At 45.0% G+C, this 21,365-nt stretch carries 18 protein-coding genes; 15 read left to right on the top strand and 3 right to left on the bottom strand.

Going from position 1 to position 21,365, the window contains the following annotated elements; translation table 11 throughout:
• Positions 1 to 380: 380 nt before the first annotated feature.
• The 5 genes from ABWH99_RS14390 to ABWH99_RS14370 all read left to right on the top strand — a co-directional run bounded on the left by ABWH99_RS14390 (position 381) and on the right by ABWH99_RS14370 (position 7,732).
• Positions 381 to 1,436 carry an arabinan endo-1,5-alpha-L-arabinosidase gene (locus ABWH99_RS14390; RefSeq protein WP_375582545.1) on the top strand — a complete coding sequence of 352 codons (1,056 nt, stop codon included), beginning with the start codon at positions 381 to 383 and terminating at the stop codon, positions 1,434 to 1,436.
• Positions 1,437 to 2,245: 809 nt separating this feature from the next.
• The gene (locus tag ABWH99_RS14385; protein WP_375582544.1) at positions 2,246 to 3,112 is read left to right on the top strand and encodes a lysophospholipid acyltransferase family protein; all 867 of its coding nucleotides are present in this window, start codon (positions 2,246 to 2,248) and stop codon (positions 3,110 to 3,112) included.
• Between the two features lie 1,074 nt (positions 3,113 to 4,186).
• Positions 4,187 to 4,750: an outer membrane beta-barrel protein gene (locus tag ABWH99_RS14380; protein WP_375582543.1), complete on the top strand. Its 564-nt coding sequence runs from the start codon at positions 4,187 to 4,189 to the stop codon at positions 4,748 to 4,750.
• 1,090 nt (positions 4,751 to 5,840) lie between these two features.
• Entirely contained in the window at positions 5,841 to 6,944 is a 1,104-nt protein-coding gene (locus ABWH99_RS14375; RefSeq protein ID WP_375582542.1) for a hypothetical protein, read from the top strand.
• A 59-nt stretch (positions 6,945 to 7,003) separates the two neighbouring features.
• A complete protein-coding gene (locus ABWH99_RS14370) occupies positions 7,004 to 7,732 on the top strand; it encodes a hypothetical protein (RefSeq protein WP_375582541.1) in 729 nt (242 codons plus the stop codon).
• Positions 7,733 to 7,848: 116 nt separating this feature from the next.
• Here ABWH99_RS14370 and ABWH99_RS14365 read toward each other — a convergent pair whose 3' ends face one another.
• The 3 genes from ABWH99_RS14365 to ABWH99_RS14355 form a co-directional block, all read right to left on the bottom strand.
• Positions 7,849 to 9,432, bottom strand: a complete 1,584-nt coding sequence (locus ABWH99_RS14365; protein WP_375582540.1) for an IS66 family transposase — start codon at positions 9,430 to 9,432, stop codon at positions 7,849 to 7,851.
• Between the two features lie 74 nt (positions 9,433 to 9,506).
• A complete protein-coding gene (gene tnpB, locus ABWH99_RS14360) occupies positions 9,507 to 9,854 on the bottom strand; it encodes an IS66 family insertion sequence element accessory protein TnpB (protein ID WP_375582539.1) in 348 nt (115 codons plus the stop codon).
• A gap of 2 nt (positions 9,855 to 9,856) precedes the next feature.
• Complete coding sequence (locus ABWH99_RS14355; protein ID WP_375582538.1) at positions 9,857 to 10,153, bottom strand: hypothetical protein; 297 nt, start codon at positions 10,151 to 10,153, stop codon at positions 9,857 to 9,859.
• Positions 10,154 to 10,673: 520 nt separating this feature from the next.
• Between ABWH99_RS14355 and ABWH99_RS14350 the strand changes: the two genes are divergently transcribed.
• The 10 genes from ABWH99_RS14350 to ABWH99_RS14305 all read left to right on the top strand — a co-directional run bounded on the left by ABWH99_RS14350 (position 10,674) and on the right by ABWH99_RS14305 (position 21,285).
• Positions 10,674 to 11,066, top strand: a complete 393-nt coding sequence (locus ABWH99_RS14350) for a hypothetical protein (protein WP_375582537.1) — start codon at positions 10,674 to 10,676, stop codon at positions 11,064 to 11,066.
• Between the two features lie 364 nt (positions 11,067 to 11,430).
• On the top strand, positions 11,431 to 11,820 hold the full coding sequence (locus ABWH99_RS14345; protein WP_375582536.1) for a hypothetical protein: 390 nt from the start codon (positions 11,431 to 11,433) through the stop codon (positions 11,818 to 11,820).
• A 1,086-nt stretch (positions 11,821 to 12,906) separates the two neighbouring features.
• Positions 12,907 to 13,176: a hypothetical protein gene (locus ABWH99_RS14340; RefSeq protein ID WP_375582535.1), complete on the top strand. Its 270-nt coding sequence runs from the start codon at positions 12,907 to 12,909 to the stop codon at positions 13,174 to 13,176.
• A 71-nt stretch (positions 13,177 to 13,247) separates the two neighbouring features.
• On the top strand, positions 13,248 to 14,339 hold the full coding sequence (locus ABWH99_RS14335; protein ID WP_375582534.1) for a hypothetical protein: 1,092 nt from the start codon (positions 13,248 to 13,250) through the stop codon (positions 14,337 to 14,339).
• Positions 14,332 to 15,663, top strand: coding sequence for a YcaO-like family protein (locus tag ABWH99_RS14330; protein WP_375582533.1), 1,332 nt, complete (start codon positions 14,332 to 14,334; stop codon positions 15,661 to 15,663). The genes ABWH99_RS14335 and ABWH99_RS14330 overlap by 8 nt, the downstream gene beginning before the upstream one ends.
• Before the next feature lie 31 nt (positions 15,664 to 15,694).
• Positions 15,695 to 16,498, top strand: a complete 804-nt coding sequence (locus ABWH99_RS14325; RefSeq protein WP_375582532.1) for a SagB family peptide dehydrogenase — start codon at positions 15,695 to 15,697, stop codon at positions 16,496 to 16,498.
• A complete protein-coding gene (locus ABWH99_RS14320) occupies positions 16,476 to 18,716 on the top strand; it encodes a hypothetical protein (RefSeq protein WP_375582531.1) in 2,241 nt (746 codons plus the stop codon). Before ABWH99_RS14325 ends, ABWH99_RS14320 begins: the two co-directional genes overlap by 23 nt.
• The gene (locus tag ABWH99_RS14315) at positions 18,641 to 19,174 is read left to right on the top strand and encodes a papain-like cysteine protease family protein (protein ID WP_375582530.1); all 534 of its coding nucleotides are present in this window, start codon (positions 18,641 to 18,643) and stop codon (positions 19,172 to 19,174) included. Before ABWH99_RS14320 ends, ABWH99_RS14315 begins: the two co-directional genes overlap by 76 nt.
• A gap of 299 nt (positions 19,175 to 19,473) precedes the next feature.
• A complete protein-coding gene (locus ABWH99_RS14310; RefSeq protein ID WP_375582529.1) occupies positions 19,474 to 20,469 on the top strand; it encodes an NADP-dependent oxidoreductase in 996 nt (331 codons plus the stop codon).
• A gap of 252 nt (positions 20,470 to 20,721) precedes the next feature.
• The gene (locus ABWH99_RS14305) at positions 20,722 to 21,285 is read left to right on the top strand and encodes a hypothetical protein (RefSeq protein WP_375582528.1); all 564 of its coding nucleotides are present in this window, start codon (positions 20,722 to 20,724) and stop codon (positions 21,283 to 21,285) included.
• Positions 21,286 to 21,365: the final 80 nt, after the last annotated feature.

Genomic DNA, 21,365 nt, shown 5'->3' with positions numbered 1-21,365 from the left:
AGTGAGGCATTCGAGAACGGATACCAGGCTTAGGTATCGGTGTGGGTAAGATCTGGTTCGGTACAGACTGGTTTCAGGTGAAGGGTCCATGGTTCCCCGCTGGGGATCCGGATTTACGAATCGGATTCCGGAGGGCACAGGACACCATAAGGACCATTACATCCGCGCCCGGGGCTAGCCATCTTTTGGCTTGGAACCTATACCAGTTGGTGAGTCTACCTTTCAGCAGAATGCATCTAAGTCTAGAGGAGAGCTCCGGATGGGACAGCAGTAGCATGACCGCCCCTGCTTAAGCGATTCAAATCCACCGAGTGTTTGTTTGACTTGTTCACGTTTGTTAAATAAACTTATAAGTTCTCTATGACTTTAGTAATAAGGCAATGAAAAAAACTGTTAATGTTTTCCTATTAGGGTTACTATTTGTGACAAGTAGCTCTTGTGACGAGAATGAAGATGAAATAATTGGTATTAATGCTAATGCAATAATTTATAGTGGTGTCCACGACCCTGCTCAGTTGGTAGAAGTTAATAATGAGTTGGTTCTTTTTGCAAGTGCTGTAGAATGGTCGACATATAAATTTGGAAGCAATGCTTGGGAATTGAAAGGTGATGATATCTATGCAGGCGGGGGCCCTTCTTGGTATAACGGTACGAATTTGTGGGCACCATCTGTATGGAAGACAAATCCTAACGAACTACGATTGTATCATTCTGCGGTTTCTGACGAAGTCAACCATCGGTCCAGAATCGGCTTTGTAACGGTTAGTACATTAACGTCTGGTTTTATATTTACACCTTCCATGGATTACGTGCTTGAATCCCAAAACACGCAGCAACCGTTTGCCATTGACCCAGCAGTTTTTGAAGATGACTTTAATCGGACGTGGTTAGTTTATGGCTCACATGCAAACGGTATCTGGATGGTAGAACTGGATCAGAAAACTGGATTGCTGAAGCGAAACCCGAAAAATAAAACTTGGGACATTACTGATGATAGGTTTATTGAGGTAGCCAATTATGGAGGTACACTTGATGAAAACAATATTGAGGCAGCCTATATATACAATCATCCAGGCAATTCCTATTATTATTTATTTGTCAACTGGGACGTGTGTTGCAGCGGCATCAATAGTACATACAATATTCGTGTAGGACGGTCTTACCAACCAACAGGTCCGTTTGTTGACAGGAACGGAGTGGACTTAAAGACTGGAGGTGGGACTTTATTTCTGGATGCAAATGGAGAAATCATTGGTAACGATAGATTCCAAGGTCCTGGTCATAGTGGAATTTATCAGCATTCAAACGGTAAGTATTATTTTTCTCACCATTTCTATGATGAAAACAACAATGGTGAACCATCGCTTGCCATATGGAACTTGTCATGGATTGACGATTGGCCTATTTTAAATACCGAGCAGAAAATAAATCTTTAATTCAATGAAATTAATACTAAGAATTTTAGTTCCTGGGATATCATTAATGAAACCAAATCCTTGTTTCAAAGATTGTGAGTTCAATCCCAAACCTCAAAGTAATTCAATAAACAAGTTCCTTTTTTAGGAGCGTAGAGAGTTGAGGATACAAGACCTGACTAGGAAAGTTTCGGTACGAACTTTCGAAAGACTTGTTAGGGAATAATTGCATGTTTGGTTTCATCGGAATACAATCCGATAAATTAATTTATATGCCATTTGATAACAAAAGTTTTGACAACGACCACGAATGAAGTGGTAGTTGGACCTCAGGGCAAATTTTAGATGGATTAAATGGTTTATTTAGTGATACCGGTTCGCCAGGCGTTGTTCTTTTAACTTTAGATCGTGGAGATGTTATGCTTTAGGGATTTTTTTATCAAAAGGCTATTGGGAGTATTAGTTCGATTATTGAAATTGTCTAAACTAACAATGCAGATAATACAATAATCATTTAGCAGATGGCAGCCGGTAGAATAGATGTAATCACATCTGATTTATAGAAATATTTTGACCAAATGTGCTAGGAAGTATTAGATATTGCACCAAACCAACGCATATCTTTTGTACAGGTAATTGCAGTTATCATATATACTGGGTTTAATGATAGTTTATTATTCTAGCATCGGATATTGTTTATATATAATTCCGATGTAGGTGTTGGCTTTAACACGAGTATTTTTCATAAAACTAATAGCTAAACGAAAGGAGAGGGTGCCTTGAAATCGCGTACTATGCACAGCTGAAAATGTTAGATTCAATTGAAATAAATGAAATACGTAAAATTCATTCCGTTTTATTTTATGGCTATCCTGCCATTTCGAACTTTGTACATTATTTCGGATTTCACATTTATCTTGGTATACCATATAATTAAGTATAGAAGAGAAGTTGTGAGCACGAATTTAGAACGAGCGTTTCCTGATAAATCGAAAACCGAGAGAATTCGAATAGAGAAAAGATTTTATAAGCACTTATGTGATGTGTTTTTTGAAACAATTAAAAGTTTGACAATAAGTGGGACACAGATTGATAAACGGTTTATTATTAAAAACTCCAAAATGATCGAGGAGTTATACGCCCAAAATAGAAGTGTTATATTGTATGCGGCACACTATGGAAATTGGGAATGGCTTGGTTTCTTACCATTATTTATCCCATATCAAGCTAGTGCATTTTATCAAAAATTATCAAATAAATATTTTGACGATTTAATGCAGCTTATCAGGAGTAGATTTGGAGTTATATGTTTTGAATCAAAAGATGGATATAAAAAACTTGTTAAATTAGGGAATGAAAAAAAGCCAACATTTAACTATATAATTGGTGATCAAAGCCCAACCAACAATTCTTCAAAGCATTGGGTTAAATTTTTAAATCAAGAAACGGCCTTCCTTGTAGGGGCAGATAGAATTGCAAAGAAATTAAATAATGTAATAATATTTCCAACATTTCTTAAGCACAAAAGAGGAAAATATGAATTAGAATTTTCATTTGTTACATCTACCCCAAACGGAACAGTGAGTTCAGAAGTAATCGAAGCGTATTCCAGAATGTTAGAAGAATCGATATTAAAATCACCTGAGCTATGGTTATGGAGTCATAGGCGATGGAAGTTAACCAGGACTAATATGTAATCGCTCCCTATTATCTGGCACTTGGGCAATTTTTGATCGTATTTTCTTTAAGGATGTTACTCCCAAAATGATTTTGAATTTAGTAACTTTTTTACCTTCTCCTAAATAAACCTTTTATCGGGGATTTTTCTGTAAGTTTTGTCTGCACCATCTACAAGTGATTTGAAACTCAGACCAAAATTGGTTGATATATTCATACATAGGTGGTAGGCGGCCGAAGGTTTAGCTTATTGTACAGGTGCAGTCATAATGTTGTATTTTGATTGTTTATTGCGATTACTTTGATTGATTTTGGATGGGAATGACAGCCATTATCCAATCTAAGTAGTGCTAGCTGCGTTGTGTGATTATTTGTGCTGTTGTTCTGTGGAATACCGATGGTTTACAAACCGTGCAAATTAGGTGAGTGTCTGTTAAAATTAATTAATTTTGATAATCTGCAATTCCTGATTTTGTGTTGTATAGAGCTAATAAATTTTGATATTACTAAATTCATTTACCAAAGATTGTATACTAAATTTAGTTATAGGTTAGGTTTTTATGTTTCCTCCTATTATGAGCTTCGTTTACAGAAAAGGGTTGAAGAAAACATCCTGGATTTAATTGGTAGAATATATCGGTAAGTTTTATTGCTGGGGGAGGAATCCAAATTCAGTTTAATGGGTTGAGCAATAATTCATCAGTAGTCAACACGGTTCGGATGTTTATGCTCAACATTCGTTTATCCCAAAAATACAGGCGTAGTGTTGTTTAATTAATGTATTGGCCAGTAGTTACAGAGAGCAGGAAAACTGCTTAGTTCTTCGTATTATTTCTTTAAACAAAAATTTAATACTATAAATATATTTGAATCACGCCTTTTTATATTCGGGTTAGCTAATATGTCTATATAAAGTGCTTAGCTTTGACCGAATGCAAAAAGAACATGCCAATTCATAAGATAAATTTGAAAATTTCCGATCGAAATGTTCTTCTCGAGCCAATTCGTCGGCATTCAATTGGAAAATAAAAAGAAAGGTGACACGGTGATAGTCATATGAGTGTAAATGTAGTAGAAATATAAAACGTAGTGAAATGAAAATGATCAGAAAAATGAAAGCAACCAGTTTATCCAATCCGACTGAAATTAAGAGAAAGTTAGTCAGTCTATGTATTTTATTTCTTTTGGCGTCTTATCCTATTTTTGGGCAAGGACAAGGACCCATTTCTAAAGGGCAATTACAACTCAATGGAGTGGTAGGGTTCTCCAGCTTTGGAACACCTGTTTCTGTAGGTTTGGACCTTGGTGTTCACTCGAATATAACTATTGGTGGAGAGGCGTCTTACAGACGTTATGCGGAGAGCTTTCTTGGAAGTGATTTTGAATACACAATTATTGGCTTTTACATTAATGGTAATTATCACTTTAATAAATTGCTTAAAATCCCTTCAAACTTCGACTTGTATGCAGGGCTTAATATTGGATTTTATAACTCGGACATTGTTGAATCGGGCTTTGATTCTTTCTCAAGCACAGATTTAGGTATAGGTGCTCAAATTGGTGGTAGGTATTATTTTAGTGATAATTGGGGTATTAATCTAGAGCTTGGTCAATATTATGCGAATGAAGCTAGACTCGGAATCTCGCACAGGTTTTAAAACGAGGGTGAACAAAAACAAGAATGTGTAGACGGCCTCGCCGGATTTATCTGGCGGGGATCGTCCCACACGTTTGGCTTCCGGAGCAACGACCACTGTCCGGAATTGTGCTCTTTGAGGAGCCAGACCGCCGGTAGTCTCAACGGTTGAATCCTGCTCATCGTTAAGACCTTTATTAGGGTCGTTTTTTATGATTTCTTTTTAATGTATGTTAGCTGAAGTATTTGCAAAGTGCGGATTCCTAGCCTGTTGTTCTCAAGTGGGACATCTCCAGGTTCCCTGTTAAGGGAGCCTCAGTCTTTTCTTTGAAGTACCTGGGTTTGCCGTTGATATGGGTTTTGAATCCTAGGATCATGGGGTAATAGTGTCACTTTTTTTGTCAATTTTGCAGCTTGAAGCGAAGTACCCCAGCCCAAATATATCGCTGGGCGTAATGCGGTCCCCTTTGGCCCCTATTTTGACCGTAGAGAATCCCTCGTGGTGTTGGATATCGCTGAGCCGATAGATGCGCTGGCGTGCTTCTCGTCAAATTCGCATTGCTATCGGATCCGATTGGCGGTCTCCCGGTAAACTACAGTTGATTTACATAGCGTGCGGAATAAGTTGGTCCATAATCGTTGTTATTTAACTTGTTGGATTCGTGTACGTTCCGGCGGAGCGAAGCATCCGGGAACGGATACCAGGTTTAGGTATCGGGCCGGGTAAACACCTGGTCCGGTACAGACTGGTGTCAGGGCAATGGCCTATGGTCCCCGGCTGGGGATCCGGATTTACGAATCGGATTCCGAAGGGCACAGGACACCGAAAGGACCATTACATCCGCGCCCGGAGTTAGCCATCCTTTGGCTTGGAACCTACAGCCCAGTTGGAGAGGTCTGGCTATCGGTTGGATCGGCGTACAGAACACATGGCGCTTTTCCGCGATGAATCCGGCAACCAGTGCCAACCCCAGCGAATCAAAACATGCGAAGCGGTTACTTTTGGTTCGCCTTGGGCAAAAGGACCGCGAAGGGTTATATATCCGGCAGGCCTGTGTTGGATAGGTGCGACTTTGGTGAATAGATTTGTACGTTAGGGTGCAAAAGACCAAATGAAAGGGCTAATAATTATATCAATCATTTTACTACGTACTCAGGTTTACGCGAATATGGCAAACCCTGTTATTGAAGGGACACTTGGTGGACGACCTTTTGTGAGTGAATATGTTGATGTAATTCATGAAGATTTATTCATCAAAATAGACGAGAATTTTGAATACGCTTCATTTAATGTCAAATACAATATCCATTCATCTAAAGATGGATTTCAAATACCCTTTTTATTTTATGCTTCTGAATATTTGGATTCATTCTCTGTGAAAATTGATGGAAAGGAAGTTGGTATACATGATATTCCTCTGGATTTCAAAATTCCTGAAAACACAAAATTCCAAAGCTTTTCTTATTTGTTTGAAGGCCCTTCTCACAATAATTACGGCTCAGTCATCTTTGAAGATTCTGCAAACCGAGGGTTTTATGTCAGTTTATATGACATGATTTATTTTGAAACAGATATTCTCAAAGGGAACCATATAATTGAGGTTAGTTACAGAGCTACAAGATGGACAGATAGACAGAACTGGGTAAATGATTATAGTTTCCGTTATGCCCTATCTCCTGCGAAATATTGGAAGTCATTTGGAACGTTAAAGATAAAAGTAGATGCAAGCGATTTTGGTAAAGAATTGAAATCAAATCTTGGCGCAACTAAGAATGGCGATTTAAAATCAATTGCTATATGGGAGTTTAACATAATGCCAACAGAAATACTCCAAATTAGCTTTACTCCAAAAATTTCTAAAACGGCTCAAATGTTAATAAATTTAACTCCAAACGGATTAGCTTACATAACAGGTGTATTCTTAGCTATTTTAGATTTACTTTTAGTTATCTGGTACAGAGCAAAGAATCAATTAAACCGTTTTTCTTTAGTAGTAATCCTTGGTAGCATATTGATTCCCTTGATATTTTTAATAACCTGGATGAACTACTATAATGTTATTGACGCCTATATTGGAGAGCATGCTGCTGGCACTCATGCCTATTCTTTTTTTGTACTATTCCTATATCCAGCCCTTATGCCAATTTATTGGTTGATTTACTGGTTTATTGATAAACGAATAAAAAAGAAATACGAAGTACACCATTACCTATAGGCTATCCCCTTCGTGCCAATATACATAGACAGCTATAACGGGTGGAAATAATTCAAAAAATGATACCGATACTAAATGTTCTACCAATTTTAATCATCGTTTTTTTAGTAGGCGATAGAAACCCTTTAACGATAGAAAACGAAAATATGCCACATACAACTACGAAAGGGGTAGATACTTCGATGGCCGAAGACGGTGGGTGTATACAAAAAATAGAAAATCAACGATCGGTTAATGGAAATCTACTGCAAATACGATTTGAAGAATTTATCATCGGAATTGACCGTAGTACTATAGGGTATCAGGAAGAAACACTCAAACAACCACAAAAAGATACCGCCTCTCTCCATTTGGCGTTTGGAGAAACAATTGAAGGACAGAAGCTAGGCGTCCATATGATCAAGAAAGGAAAAATCAGTATTTACCAACGGTTTGAGAATAGTGTGACCGTGATGGATGAAGGTCCTCATTGTGATTTAACTGAATGGAAACATTACTATTCTCGATGGAAGAAGCTAAAGATTGAGGATGGATTTTTTTTAACGGATAGGTATTCTGTGAAAGACGGGGAAAAATTCGTCAAGGTCGATATGAATGAATTGCGGGAGGCTGTGGGCGATCAATGTGGAGATGATTGGGCGGAGCATATCAACGATGTAAAATCACCGAAGGATTACCCCTTAGGTGTAAGTACTAGCCGAATTTTTCTTAAGGCTGTGTTTACGGAGCAAGACACCGGAGAAGAGAAAACACGAATAATCTCATTTAAAATCCCAATGGGATGTTGAATAGAATCGTGCCAGCAGGGCGTATGAATTTGGTCGGGAAAGTAATAAATTTAAGCTTCGTGATTTTAAGTAAATATGCTATCCAACGTAAGCAAACGGCCAACCCCCTATTAAAATTAGCTGGGATTCCCTTGATGATTTTTCCACCTGTGGGGCAGCAGGTCGGAGAACTTGCCGTCATAGGTGGGGTTGTTGAGTTTTCGCAGCACGTCGAGCAGCCAGTCATGGGGATTTACCTCGTGCTTTTTGCAAGTCGCGAACAGGGAGTAGATCATTGCGGCGTTCTGAGCAGTGGCGTGGGTACCAGCGAACAGGTAGTTTTTCCGTCCCAGGGCAATCGGTCTGATGGCGTTTTCAATAAGGTTGTTGTCAATCTGAAGTTGTCCGTGGAGGGTGTATAGCTTCATGCTGTCCATGAGCGGAAGTGCATAGGCGATTGCCCTTCCTATCGGTGAGGAAGGGAGTACCTTGGGATACTCGGCGAGCATCCAGTCGTGGATTTCCCGCAGTATGGGTTGGGATTCCTCCACCCGTTTTTTGACGATGAGGTTTTCGGGAAGGGGCGGTTCGGCTTCCCTGATCTGTTTTTCTACTGCATACAGTTTGGCAATCGTCCCCACCGCCCAAGAAGCCCTATCTCTGTCATAAACTGCTGCCTCGTCGAACTTGCGGCGGATATGAGCCATACAATAATAGTGCTTTATGCCTTTGTTGCGGGCAAAAAGACTATGGTAAACCTCATAGGCATCTGTCTGGACCACGCCCTTGTAATTGGCCAATATCTCCTCTGGGCCGGATTTGTTCCTGGCGGTCCGGTAGTCAAAGAATACCAACCCGTCCACGGGGGCATGATAGGCCCACACGAAACCCCTATGGGAGGAACCCTTCACGCCTCCGTTTTCGAGTACCTGCATCCGGGTTTCGTCTGCCTGTAGATAGAGATTGGCCAGGGTTTCGCGCTTGAGTGCGTTGTAGATTGGGGTGATTGCTTTACAGGCTGCATTGGTGTTGTCGATGAGCGTGGAGGCGGGGATTTCGAGCCCTATTCGCCTGAACATCTGCTGCTGCCTGTACAGGGGAAGGTGATCCACGAATTTGGAGGTAAGCAGGTGGGCCAGAACCGATTCATCGAAGAGTCCCCTGTTTACGGTCCTGGAAGGGATTGGGGCGATCAGCACTCCCTTTTTGCCGGTTTGCGAAGGGTCAATGAGGGCCCATTTCCTGCGAACGGTCCTGCGCACTTTAAAACTGGCGGGTACCATCACCAACACCTCGCTGGTTTCTTCTCCGATGATTTTGTATCCTTCCAGGTTTTGGTTGGGGTCTATGATATCGATTTCCCGCTCCAGGCTTTCGGGAAACACCATGCGGGGACCTCGGGCTGCGGCTTTCCTACGCTTGCGTGCCTGTATGTCCTGCTCCAGGTTCGCCTTTTCCACCTCGGCGGCAGTAAGCTCCTCGGAGGCTTGAACATCGGCTTCCCCGGCACCCAAGGGGAAGAGGCCCAGCTGCCCGTTGCCCGAACCGCTCACCCGGTTGTCGGATTTTGAGGAGGAGAAGTGCCTGCGCCGCAGTTCGGCTGCGTCCAGTAGGGCTAACTTAAGTTTGAGTTCCGTTTCCAGTAGCATGCGCCTGCTTTCGGCCAACTGTTTTTGGCTTTCCAGGTAGAGCGCTTTATAGTCCGGTACGGCTGTATTCATAGTATAAAAATAAATATAAAAAGTGACTTTAAATCATTTAAAGGCCACTTTTTTACAATATTTTTCACTTTTTTTTAAGTGAAAATATTCCTTTCGTACCGCTTTCTGAGTTGTACGGAAGCAAGCTTCACGCCCTGCAAAACCAGGGTCAGCTCCCTGGCGGAAACCAGTGTTTTGCTGTTTTTAGGACGCTCGAACGTACCCGACTCCAGACGCTTGATGTACATGGCGTAGCCGTCTCCGTCCCACTGGAGCAAACGCATTTGGTTGCCGCGTTTGCCTATAAAAATAAACACGTCACCCGAAAGGGGATCAAGTCCCAGATTGTTTTGGACAAGGCCGGCAAGGGAGTAAATTCCGCAGCGCATGTCGGCAGGCTTGTGGTATAGAAAATAGCGTACCGAAGAGGAAAGGGAAAGCATGCTTACGATATCAGCGCTCTGAGCCAGGCGGTATCCGGAAGGCGCTGAAAGGAAAGCCTGGTCCCGTTGGGAAAGTTCAATACCGCAACAGGCTCAGGTTCGGGATCGCTAACACGCAACTCGGTAAAACCTGTGTCCACATTCTTTTCCTGCCCAAACTTCTTGGACCAGTACCGGAAAGTGGCGTACTTGACTGAGGATTGCTTGCAGAACAGACCGACGGAAATACCACTGGCCTTCCACTCTTCATAAAGGGAATGATAATAATCCCTGGGGGAAATAGTTTGTAAATCTTTCATGCAGGCAAAGGTCTCGAACCCCTGCCAGAAAAAATAGATGGGGGTGGGCGTTCGCTTACTATCCAACGAAATGCGTCTGCTAAAAAGTCTTTTTTTAGCTGGAATCTGGTAGTTTTCAAAAGTCAAAGTATGAATAGTATCCTCCAGAATAGTTTAAGTATCCTGATGTTTTTCAGTAGTTTTGTTGTATACGCGCACCCTGTAAATGAACGGATTGAAACCCTGAGTACTTCCTCAAATAGGGTGAATCAGACACTTTCCAAGAGTCAATGCTTTCGTGAAGTAGTGGTTTCCATGTCTACCAACATAAGGGATAGTCTGAGTAATCAACCAATTAGAATGAGTTTGATCAACCTAGAGCCTAAAACCAGGCCTAAGAAGTTTTTTTCGCGAATTGGCGAGGTTTTGGAGCGGTTCAGAAGGTAGTGATTCGGTACATACATCCGGATCGTGCAATGAGAACGACTGGCTTTTCATTCAAAATAACCTTACATGGAGAGAGAAAGATCATAGTCAAGAAGTGGAATGGTTCAAAAAAAGTGTATTTAGCGGAAATCAAGACATATTTACCTCCGACTGCTACGCGTTTATACTGGACGCTACTGACTATTATTGGGGTTACCCTGGAAGTATAGAAGAAGCTGAATTCCAATCAAAATGGAAGTCAAAATTTGATTTAAACCATGCCTCTTTCGGCCACGCATTTCAAAATGGAAATTGCGGTTGGACTTCATTGAAATTAAAAAACATAGAATATCTTGGGTTTTTTAACGGGGGAGATTGGTATAAGTTAACGATTAAAGGGGGCTGTGGAGAAAATGATTATTCAAATACGCTTGTAAGAATAGTAAAACTTAACGAGCATAACGGTTTTTTTAAGATTTCAAATTTTTTATCCCTGCAAGATGAATAAGGTACATAAAAGTCAACTTATATACGAAAACGCAAGTAGGCCCCTACGTGGCCAATCGGTCCGTTGGGTCCACCAAGTAGGCGTCTTGCAAATCAAGCTGCTGCTTCGCTTTGCTGACCTCGCTGATTTCGGTACTGCGGGCAATCGGTAGTTGGCTATTTTCGTTTAGCAGTCGGTATTTTTAGGTGGGGTACTGGTGCCAGGTGAGGTATCTTGGGAGAAATGGTCCGAATTATATAAGAGGGGGGTAGGCATTTAGCTAGGTGGATGCCCCAAGGAAGTTTTGATATTCAGCGATTAAAAAAAAAGCAAAAATAATTTCCCGGGATTTTTTATCTTTAGGGGTAGTCTTAATAAAACGCTTATGAAAACATTACTTGCCATTTTCGCTTTGCTTGTAGGCGCATTGTACACGGTAGATGCGCAGGCACAAATTCCTAAGGTTCCAGGTATCGATTTACCGACCCAGCTTTTAGGGGCATTGAATAATGTCGAAGGGCTTGGTCTGAACGCTGACCAAACTTCAAAATTGAAAGACAATAACAAAAGCTTCACCGATGATATCTTTAACGTTTTGAACAGCGCGGTAGGGGATGACTCCAAGAAAAGCCAGTTTTTAAACCTAAAAAAAACACGGCAGAAATTCCTTATGGGTTTATTGGGCCAACAGCTTTTAGGGAAGTACAACAAGAAAATCGGTACCCTTATCAAACCGTTTAAAAAACAATTGGGACTGGCAGCGCTGGCCCTTTAGATCAAAAAGCGATGAAATCCCCAATGATTTCGTCGCTTTTTTTTTGCCCTACATGCACCATATTGTTCCTGTATCTGGATACCGATTGGGAATGGCTGTTGGCTGCATTGCTTCATTTTCTTGCAGCCGGAGGCCTGGTTACGGGCCGTTAATCAGGTTGGGGCAGCTGGATTTCCTGGTTTCCCGATACGGTGAAAATCGAAGAAATAAAGGCAATCAAAAAACCCGGTTAATCAGGCATATTCAACAAAAACCTATATTTACAACCTTTCAAAATCCCAGCCATATACCACTTACCTACTGCTTCAGCTGTAGGCAAAAAGGGCATGTCAAAGCATTTGGGCTTTAGCCAAATTATTTATCCACAAGCCTTCCCAATCGAATTTTCATTAATTCATCCATTTTGGCTAAAGCCTGGGTTTTTCTATTGCATTTGCGGGAATGGGCTGAAGCCCCATTCCTAGTTAGGAATGGTCATTTAGAACCCGGGATCAGGACCATCAATAGCCTACAGCTTTAGCTGGAGGCAAAAAAATGTTGCCTGCTGCTCGGGTCTCCCTTTTTATCCTGAAAAAACCGAGGAATCCGCATTTTACTCGGTATAATTCTGTGTTTTGTTATAAATACATAGAATAATTATATCAAAAGGATTTTTTTTCGGTAAAAAGAGACGTAATGCTGAATAAATCCGTATATTGTTTGTATCGTTCGAAAACTGGAACGACCCGGAATAGAGGGTCGATACCAACTACAGCCGTAAGAAATCTTCGTGTTTCTTGCCCGGGTAGGTACCACTGTTCTGCCGATGGATGACAGCAAGGAATCGGCAGCAGCGAATTTTTAAACCAACCAGCAACTAATTGCAAGACCAAGCCTGACTCCGGTGGAGCTGTTCCTCCGGCATCTGGCCCCCGCCTCGCCGAGGCATTGCGTTGCAGGTAAACCAAATCGCCAGTCTTACACAGGGTGACTTCCTATTTTATGCGCGAAACCCGCTTGGGTTTCCTGATAACGAAATATTTTTACATACTAAACCTAAAACAATGAGCAAATTACTAGAGAGTTACGACGACTTCAATACCCCCATTGCGGAGTTATTCAGAAGGTCACGATGCAAGCATCTTAACGGATGCAGCCAAAAATTTATTGGAGGGGGACCTGGTAGCCCTTGCCTGGAAAAACCACACTCCCCGCACGGAGAAATTGGGTGTAAGGGACTTGCAGTCCATCGAGGAGGCATTTTCCAATCACAGCCTTTTTGGAAGCTCCAAGGCTCCGGTCGTGGGCGCCAGCTGCTGCTGTACCTGTACTCCCGCCTGCTGTTGCACGGCAGCGGCTGTAATCAAAGCGGCCTGACCGACTTCTTTGTCTTGAAAGTGGGGAGATTTCCCCACTTTCTTTTTGTACGATCTATTAATTCACGTAATATGGAACATAAATTAAAGGCACTTCCCTTTCAGGTGATTGAATTGGAGGACCGGGTGGTGCTGAAGCGGGGCCTATCCTCCATGGCCATCCCGGACAAAAGTGCACTGCTGATTGTAAAGGTCATCCAAAAAGCCCTGCTGCAACGTCCGCTAACGGTGGATGAACTGGCAGGCTTGTTTACCGGTTCGCTGCGCAACCTGATCACCAGCTTTATCCAACACCTAATCGCCAAAAAATTCATCGTGCCGCTGGAATCGGAGGCGCCCCATCCGATCTCCGGGACGGAAAGCCCGCAGGATATCTTCTATTGGCATTTCAACGCCCAGCAATCCCGCATCGCAGAAGCATTGAACGAAAAGCCCTGGGCGTTTATCGGTATCAACCAGCTAAACAAGCAGCTGCTCCGTTCCCTCTTTCTGGACGGGAAGGATTCGGTATGGGTCGTAGACGATCCTTCGCTTCGAAACGTTTCTTTTTTTGACGACAGCCAGGACATCCTGGATGATTTTTGGAAGGACGAACGCATACGTTTGATGACAGAAACCGAATTTACGGAGCACAGTCAGGAAGTCGGCTTCCTTATCGCTTCTTCCGAATTCGGAAGCTTTTATTTGCTGGAATCCTGGAATGCCCTTGCGGTCAAGCAGGATATTCCCTTTTATCCACTGCTGTTGCAAAATATGGTGGGCTACGCCGGACCGCTGGTAATCAAAGACGAAGGGCCTTGCCTGGAGTGCCTGAAGTTGCGGCAAAACTCGGCCAGTTCGGATTTCGCGGAAAAACGACTGACGGAGAAATTTGCCTTTGAGGGGCAATCCATTGCGGCCTACCATCATTCCATGGTTACGGTACTGGCGGAAGTGGGCGCTTTTGATCTGATCAAATTCAAATCCAATATTCAGTGGGATTTGGGTACGCTATGCGAAGTTGATCTGCTGGCCGGTTCGATGAGCAAGCGAAAGCTTGTGAAAGCGCCACGTTGCGCTGTTTGCAGCCCACTGACCGAAATGCCGCTGATCAATATTCATCGGCAACTAACCTCTGAGGATTCCTGGAAAGAAATTGAACAAACCGTGGGCTACGATGAATGAGTTGCTGAACCCCATTCGCCGGCTAACGGACACCTTGCCTCAGCTATTGGACCCGAAAGTCGGCATCGTTACCGGTGTCAGCGAGCACCCCATGGAAGTGGATTCTCCGCGGTTTTTCCGCTACAATGGTTCCGCAGCCAATACAGAGGCTTTTGGCGAGTACCGCAATTTTGCTATCGGGGGAGGCGCTGCGACGACCCGGGAATTGGCCCTTGCCAAAACCGTGGGTGAGTGCGTGGAACGCTACTGTGCGGCCATCTACGACAAACAGCAGTTTCCCTTGTGTTCCTATAAGGAAGCGCCGTTTGCCTGCGTGCATCCGGAAAGATTTGCCCTGTACCGTGCCGATCAATACAACCACCCGGAATTTGATTTTGACGAATTTACCGAAGACGCTCCGGTACGTTGGGCACCGGCAATCAACCTGGCAACCGGAGCGAAAGAGTCGGTTCCGGCTTCCATGGTATTTGTGCCTTATTTTTTCTATGAAAACGGGGACGAAACGCCCATCGTACAGCCCATTTCCTCCGGCTTGTCCTGCCATTGTTCCTTTGAAGAGGCGGTAGTAGGCGGTATCTGTGAAGTGATCGAACGGGATAATTTTATGATCACCTGGCAGGCCAAACTCTCCCGGCGAAAAATCCGGAAACAAAGTCTGAGCGAAAAAAACAAGGATTTGATTCAGCGTTTCGAGGAGGTAGGCTACGAAATCCACCTGATGGACATTTCCAATGAAACAACGATTACGGGCATATTGGCGGTAGCTACCCATAGGAAAACCGACTTTGTACCGCTGGTAGTGGCCGCTTCGGTAGCCCTTTCACCAGAAGAAGCGGTTCGAAAGGCACTGGAGGAGCTGGCTCATACGGAACGGTACGCCTATCAGATTAAAAACGAGTTGCCCCGGTTGGAGGCCCATCCGGAGTATGACAACGTGCTGGGGCAGGTACACCACGTGAATTTCTGGGTAAATCCCAGCGTTAGCGAACATGCGGCTTTTCTGTATGCTTCGGAAGAAGCAATGGATTTTGAGGAATTGGTGGACCATTCCCAGGAAACTGCCAGGGCAGAGATGCAAAAGCTGGTTTCGCTAATTAAGCATTCCGGATACGAGGTCCTGGTGACCGACATCACCTCATCGGATATCCGAAGTTTGGGCATGACGGTGGTTCGGGCGATTATTCCCGGTTACCATCCGCTTTTTATGGGCTACCACAAGCGCCCCTTGGGAGGCGAACGCTTGTGGACAATTCCTCAGCAATTGGGTTTTGAGGGATTGGCGTCGGGCAGCAACGATTACCCCTTTCCTCATCCTTTTCCTTAATCGGTTAGTACCAAAAAAAAGACAAACACCTATGTTACATTCATTATGGAAAGAAGCCGAACTTAGCAGCGAGTCGGCCACTCCTTCTTGGGAAATATTCCATGAAAATTCCAAAACCGGGCATTACGACGGTGCCTTGACGAACGATCAGGTCGTGGCGGAAATGGATAATCTGTACGACGTGTTTCCGTACAAGCAGTTTCCTACCCTTCCCTTGCCCGAAACCCTGGCACCCATCAGGCGCTCCTTTATGGAGACGGTGACGAATCGGGTGACGCCGAAGGAAATACAGCCAACCACCCTTACACTGGAGCAGCTGCGCACCATTTTATACTGTGGTTACGGCGTCACCAGGGACAATTCCGATAACGAGTACATCACCCGTCCCTTTCGAACCGTTCCCTCCGGAGGTGCGCTGTACCCCTTGGAATTGTATTTCTACACCAATCAACGAGTCACTTCTTTACCTGCTGGTTTGTATCACTATTCTCCGGTGGAAAACGGCATTCAATGTATACGGGAGGGCAATTTTGACGAAGAAATTGCAAACACACTGGTGAGTTTTCAATCCCACCTTGCTTTCGATACGTCCCTGATCCTGTTTATCACCGCAGCATTCAATCGGTCTACCTTTAAGTACAAGGAAAAAGGCTACCGGTTTGCGCTCTTTGAAGCGGGTCACGTGGCACAGAACATCAATCTGGCGGCCACCGCCCTTGAATTGGGAGTTATTAATATCGGCGGGTACCACGATCGCCTGGTGGATCGCTTTTTGAAAATCGATGGATTGAATCATGCAACGGTTTATTTGAATGGAATTTGCAAAGGAAATTGAACCCACACGGCCGACCTTCACCCGAAGCGATGAGCCGCCCCGACTCAAGGGATTTCATTTTGAAACCTGGGATCGCTTGGGGCAGCAGCTGGGGGTCGACCGCCTGAACGAAAGTTGCCTCTTTTCGGATCTTTCCATGGGCGCCTGGAAAGGGCACTGGATCCTGCATGAATTGTGCCTGCAGTTGGGTATCGATGCCTATGCCAACGTGCAGCCAATGATTGGCATGGAAAGGGAAGGGGAGGAGTATGGCGGTGTGATCAATCGCCTGATCGATAACGAAAGTACAGGGAATCAAAACTTTCTCATTGCGTACGAAAGCAGTAAACGGATTATTGCCGAAATCCAACGAAAAGAAATCGCCTGGGTGCTGATTGTACCTCCGACACCGGGCCGTTCCTGGGAGCCGGAAAACGAGATGCTTATTCGATTACTTTCCCAGGGATTGACCGATACTTCCTGCAAGTTGGGCTTGCTGACCTTTCACAGGGCAGTCATCCCGGGAGATTGGGAGGTAGTGCCTGCATACCCGCCGGGCAATTGCCCTCCCTCCAACCGGTCCTTTGCGGTCGCGGGTCTACTGGACGCCAGCTTGCAAAACCTGCTGCAGGAGTGGATTCCGGCGTCCTGCCTGCAGCTAGCCGGGGGACAGCTGCTGGTGCCACCGTCGGCCCGGCCTGAGAAGGTGTCCGACCCGGCCTTATATGCGGAACTATTGCGTGCGAACGATGGTGCCGCCCATTTACGAGTGGTGTTTGAATTACAGCGGCTTGGTAGCGACAGCGACATTGGCTTTTTGCAATGGGAGGCCTCGCGTCGTTTTTCCGAAGGCGGGTATGCTATCGCGCTGCGCATACTGGAAGCCATTCGTAAGGAGATTCGAGATGCGTTAAAATTGGCTGGGGTTATCTCTCAGATTCAAAATATCCGAATCGCCCTGATGCACTTTTCCGCCGCTGCTGCTGAAGCCACTCCCGACGAGGGGTTACCGGAAGATTACAAAGCCTCCCTGTACCAAAGTAAGGCCTGGGGATTGGTGATGACCAACCGGGCGCAAGAAGCCGAACCCTTGTTCGAAAAGGCAAGAAGGTACCTTTCCAAAGAACGGTTTCCACGGGTGTACCTGTACCTGTTGAACATTTCCGCGCTGAATAAACTGAAGATCGGTGCGTTGGAACAAGCCTTCGCTTTTGAAAAAGAAATAGAACAAACGCTGGCAGCCCAGAAAGCAGTTGACTGGCACATTCGCTACATCAATTCCATTAACCTGGCGCGGCTGTACAAGAAAACGGGAGCTTACGCTCTGGCACGCACCTACTACCTCAGGGCTTTCGCCGTTAATACCAGCCTGAAGGTAGAAAGCGATTTGCTCTACGCTAATTTATGTTTTGCACAGCTGGAGGAACAGGAGGGAAACCATAAAGCAGCCTTTCTTTTCTGGCTTCGAACCTGCCTGCATTGGTTGAGCAATGAGACTCCCGAGGCGTTGGCACCCCGTGTAGCCCAGGCCATTTTGGGGCGTGCATTATCTGCCAGAGGAGGTTCGGTTGCAGCCATTTCCGAAAAGCTGGAGCAGACCTTGCGAGGTAGCGTTCAGAAAATGGATTTAACCCTTGACGCCCTAGAAGGGGAGGATTGCCCCTCTTTTTGCCGGATTGAACGGGCAGAAGAGCCTCCGGGAATTGCCCTCGGTACCGCGGGCATTGGGTTAATGGCCTCATCAAACACCGTACGAAGCGTTTGTGAAGGCGTGGAATACCGTGCCCTGCAGAAACTATGTTACCGCGTCTTGTGTGCCCTACTGCCCGATTTGGTCGGTTACCGATCGGTTTACACGGATTCCCAATTTGGCAACGAGTTACCGGTTACTGCCAAAGAGCTGATTGCTTCCTGCATCCGTCATGGGGTAGGTAAAGTGGTATTTGGAGAAAAGAAGTATTCTTTCTCGGAGAGCGAGCGGTTACGTTATTTGATGAGCGCCAAGGTAGGGATTTGTCCTGCCATTGCCTCAGTGGATCGGCAAGAGGATCAACTCCGGGTCTTTTTTAAACGGTATCGACCATCACTTCTCGTGTCTGATTTGGAAAAGTGGGTGCTGGAAAACGTTCACCGACACGAGGAGGTGAAGCAACTTTATTCGGCATGGACTGGTGGAGAGGAGCTTTTAGAGGGGTTGCACCGAATGGAAGCAAAACGATTGATTACCATTTATTTGTAACCACCGTGTCCATCCTGCTCGACTTTGATATGGAGTTGCAACGCGAGTCCCGATTATGTTGGGCGGCTGTATCCGTCGCTATCGGACGCTATTACGGGCAAATGGCCGTGCCAGAACAGCTTGCTTTTGCCGAAAGCGTATGGGGTAGTCGTTACAACCGGTTTTTTGAACCGGATAAATCCCTTGCGTTAGTGGGGAATCTTGGGGAAGTACTGGATCGGCCCTTGCGCTTGGATGAAATCCGCCAGGAATTGGCAGCTGCCCAACCGATTGTTGCCTGCATGAAGCACTTTGTGGGTTGGCACCTGGTGGTCATCTATGGAATGGATGAAACGGGCATGCTCTCCGTCGCGGATTCCCAATTGGGAAAAAGCCAGTGGATGTTTCCTGCATTTACGAGTAAATACCGGGAGTATTACAGCTGGACCCATACGTACACTACCCGAAGAAACGAATAAGGAACGGTTTCCCCCTAACTAAAGGAAGGTTGCCAATCTGTCCGTGCAGCACTTTTCTTCCACATGCTTACTATCGAACCACCCTATGGACTTTCGGAACGATCTTTGTCAGGTCTCATCCGTGTACATCGCGGGGGCTTTTTTGTAACTTGTCTGCTTTCTTCCGAAGGTGATCGGGGAATGGTGCTGAAGGTACCGGATGCTGTTACATCTTTTCCATACAGAGCCAGCGGTACCGGCGACCAGCGGGATACATCCGCCGCTTTTAAACACCTTACAATAAATCAATAGTAAAAAACATGAATAAGACGATTCTTTTAAACAAACGTCCGCAAGGAAAACCGGAACTTTCTGATTTTAAAACAATTACAGAAACAATACCAGCAGCTGGGGCAGGGGAGCTTGTATTGAAAACGCGATACGTATCCGTGGACCCCTACCTGCGGGGCCGGATGAACGATGCCCGTTCCTACGTACCGCCCTTTCAATTGAACGAGCCCATCCAATCCGGTATCATTGCCGAAGTAGTGGAAAGCAAGCATGCCGATTACCAAACGGGTGATTTTGTTTCGGGTATGTTGGCATGGAAGGAATACCAGAATTTTTTTTGCAAAGGGCTGCAGCGGGTAGATCCCTCCGTGGCTTCATTGTCCAGCTACCTGGGGGTACTGGGCATGACCGGGTTAACCGCTTATTTGGGGCTGACAGAAATAGGAAAGCCAGTTGAAGGGGAAACCTTGATCGTTTCCGGGGCAGGAGGAGCCGTAGGAACAGTGGTGGGTCAGGTAGGCAAACTGCTAGGCTGCCGGGTAGTGGGTATCACCGGAAGTGACGAGAAAGTACACCTGCTGAGAGATCGTTTTTCTTTCGATGAGGCCATTAACTACAAGAAAAGTCTTCATTTGAAGCAGGCGATCCGAGCGGCCTGCCCGGATGGAGTGGATTGCTATTTTGATAATGTGGGTGGGGAAATTTCGGATGCCGTTATGACGCAGCTCAATACCTTTGCCCGCATAGCGGTCTGCGGAGCAATTTCCCTGTATAATGAGACAGAGGTCCCTACCGGCCCTCGCCTGCAGCCCATAATCCTGACCAGGCGAGCTACCATGCAAGGCTTTATCATCAGCGATTTTTCTAAGCAATTTGCCTCGGCTAGCAAACAACTCGCAACCTGGCTTGGCGAGGGAAAGTTGACCGCCACGGAAACCATTGTCGAGGGCTTTGATCAGATTCCGCAAGCATTTCTCGACCTGTTTGAAGGCAAAAATACCGGAAAAATGATCGTAAAGGTTTAGCCGCGGCTTTTCACCCCTACTGAATCATGGGTGCGTGAAAGAGGTATGCGGAAACAGCAGGGCTGGTTCTGATTTTGGAGGATGGATCCGTATCGCTGCTTCCCTTCCGGAGACAGAATTCGGGGGCGCCCTTTTTCCCGATTTGATGGATGCATCCTGCCAGGAAGGGGGGAGATTCTTTTTGTTAAATATGGGGATTATTGCAGCTAATTTCTAAAAAAGTTGTTTCTTTCGTGCCAATACAGATAGGAAATGTTCAAAAAAATCGGATTTAGTTTGCTGGCCCTATTCCTTGCTTTTCGTACGTACGAGCAAGTCAATGGCTTACTTAGAATGGGAGACCAAAACTTTTCTGCGCTTGTATCGGTGCTCGTTTCCATGGTATTGGTGGTATTTGTTACCGGAGTATTCGCTTTTCCCGGCTTTGTTTTCCCGACGAGCCGCATGCTACCGGAAGCGTATTACCGCATCCGACATCCCGCGGCACTCCTGCGCCTTTATCATTGGTTGGGGGTGGATTATTTTCGTCAGTTGCTACTCCTTGCTTATTGGGGGAAAGACAAGCAGCGAAAGAAGTATTTTGATGGCAGCAAGGCGGGCATCGCCAATTTGGATTATCAAACCAGGCAGTCCGAATTCGGGCATTTGGCTGCTTTCTTGGTGCTGTTATTGATCGCCCTCCGATTATGGATAGCCGGGTATACTGGGGTATTCATTGGTACTACGGTACTCAATATCTTCGGTAACGCTTATCCAATTATCCTACAGCGTGTGCACCGTATTCGGATACAGGCACTACATGAGCGAATGGGTTAAAGCTGTATTCCTATTGATGAATGATCATCTAGAACCAGGATCTCTATCATCAATCGCCTACTTCCTTAGCTGAAAAAAAA

Source organism: Cyclobacterium xiamenense (assembly GCF_042140265.1).
Taxonomy (GTDB): domain Bacteria; phylum Bacteroidota; class Bacteroidia; order Cytophagales; family Cyclobacteriaceae; genus Cyclobacterium; species Cyclobacterium xiamenense_A.
This window is presented reverse-complemented; position numbering and strand designations above follow the sequence as displayed.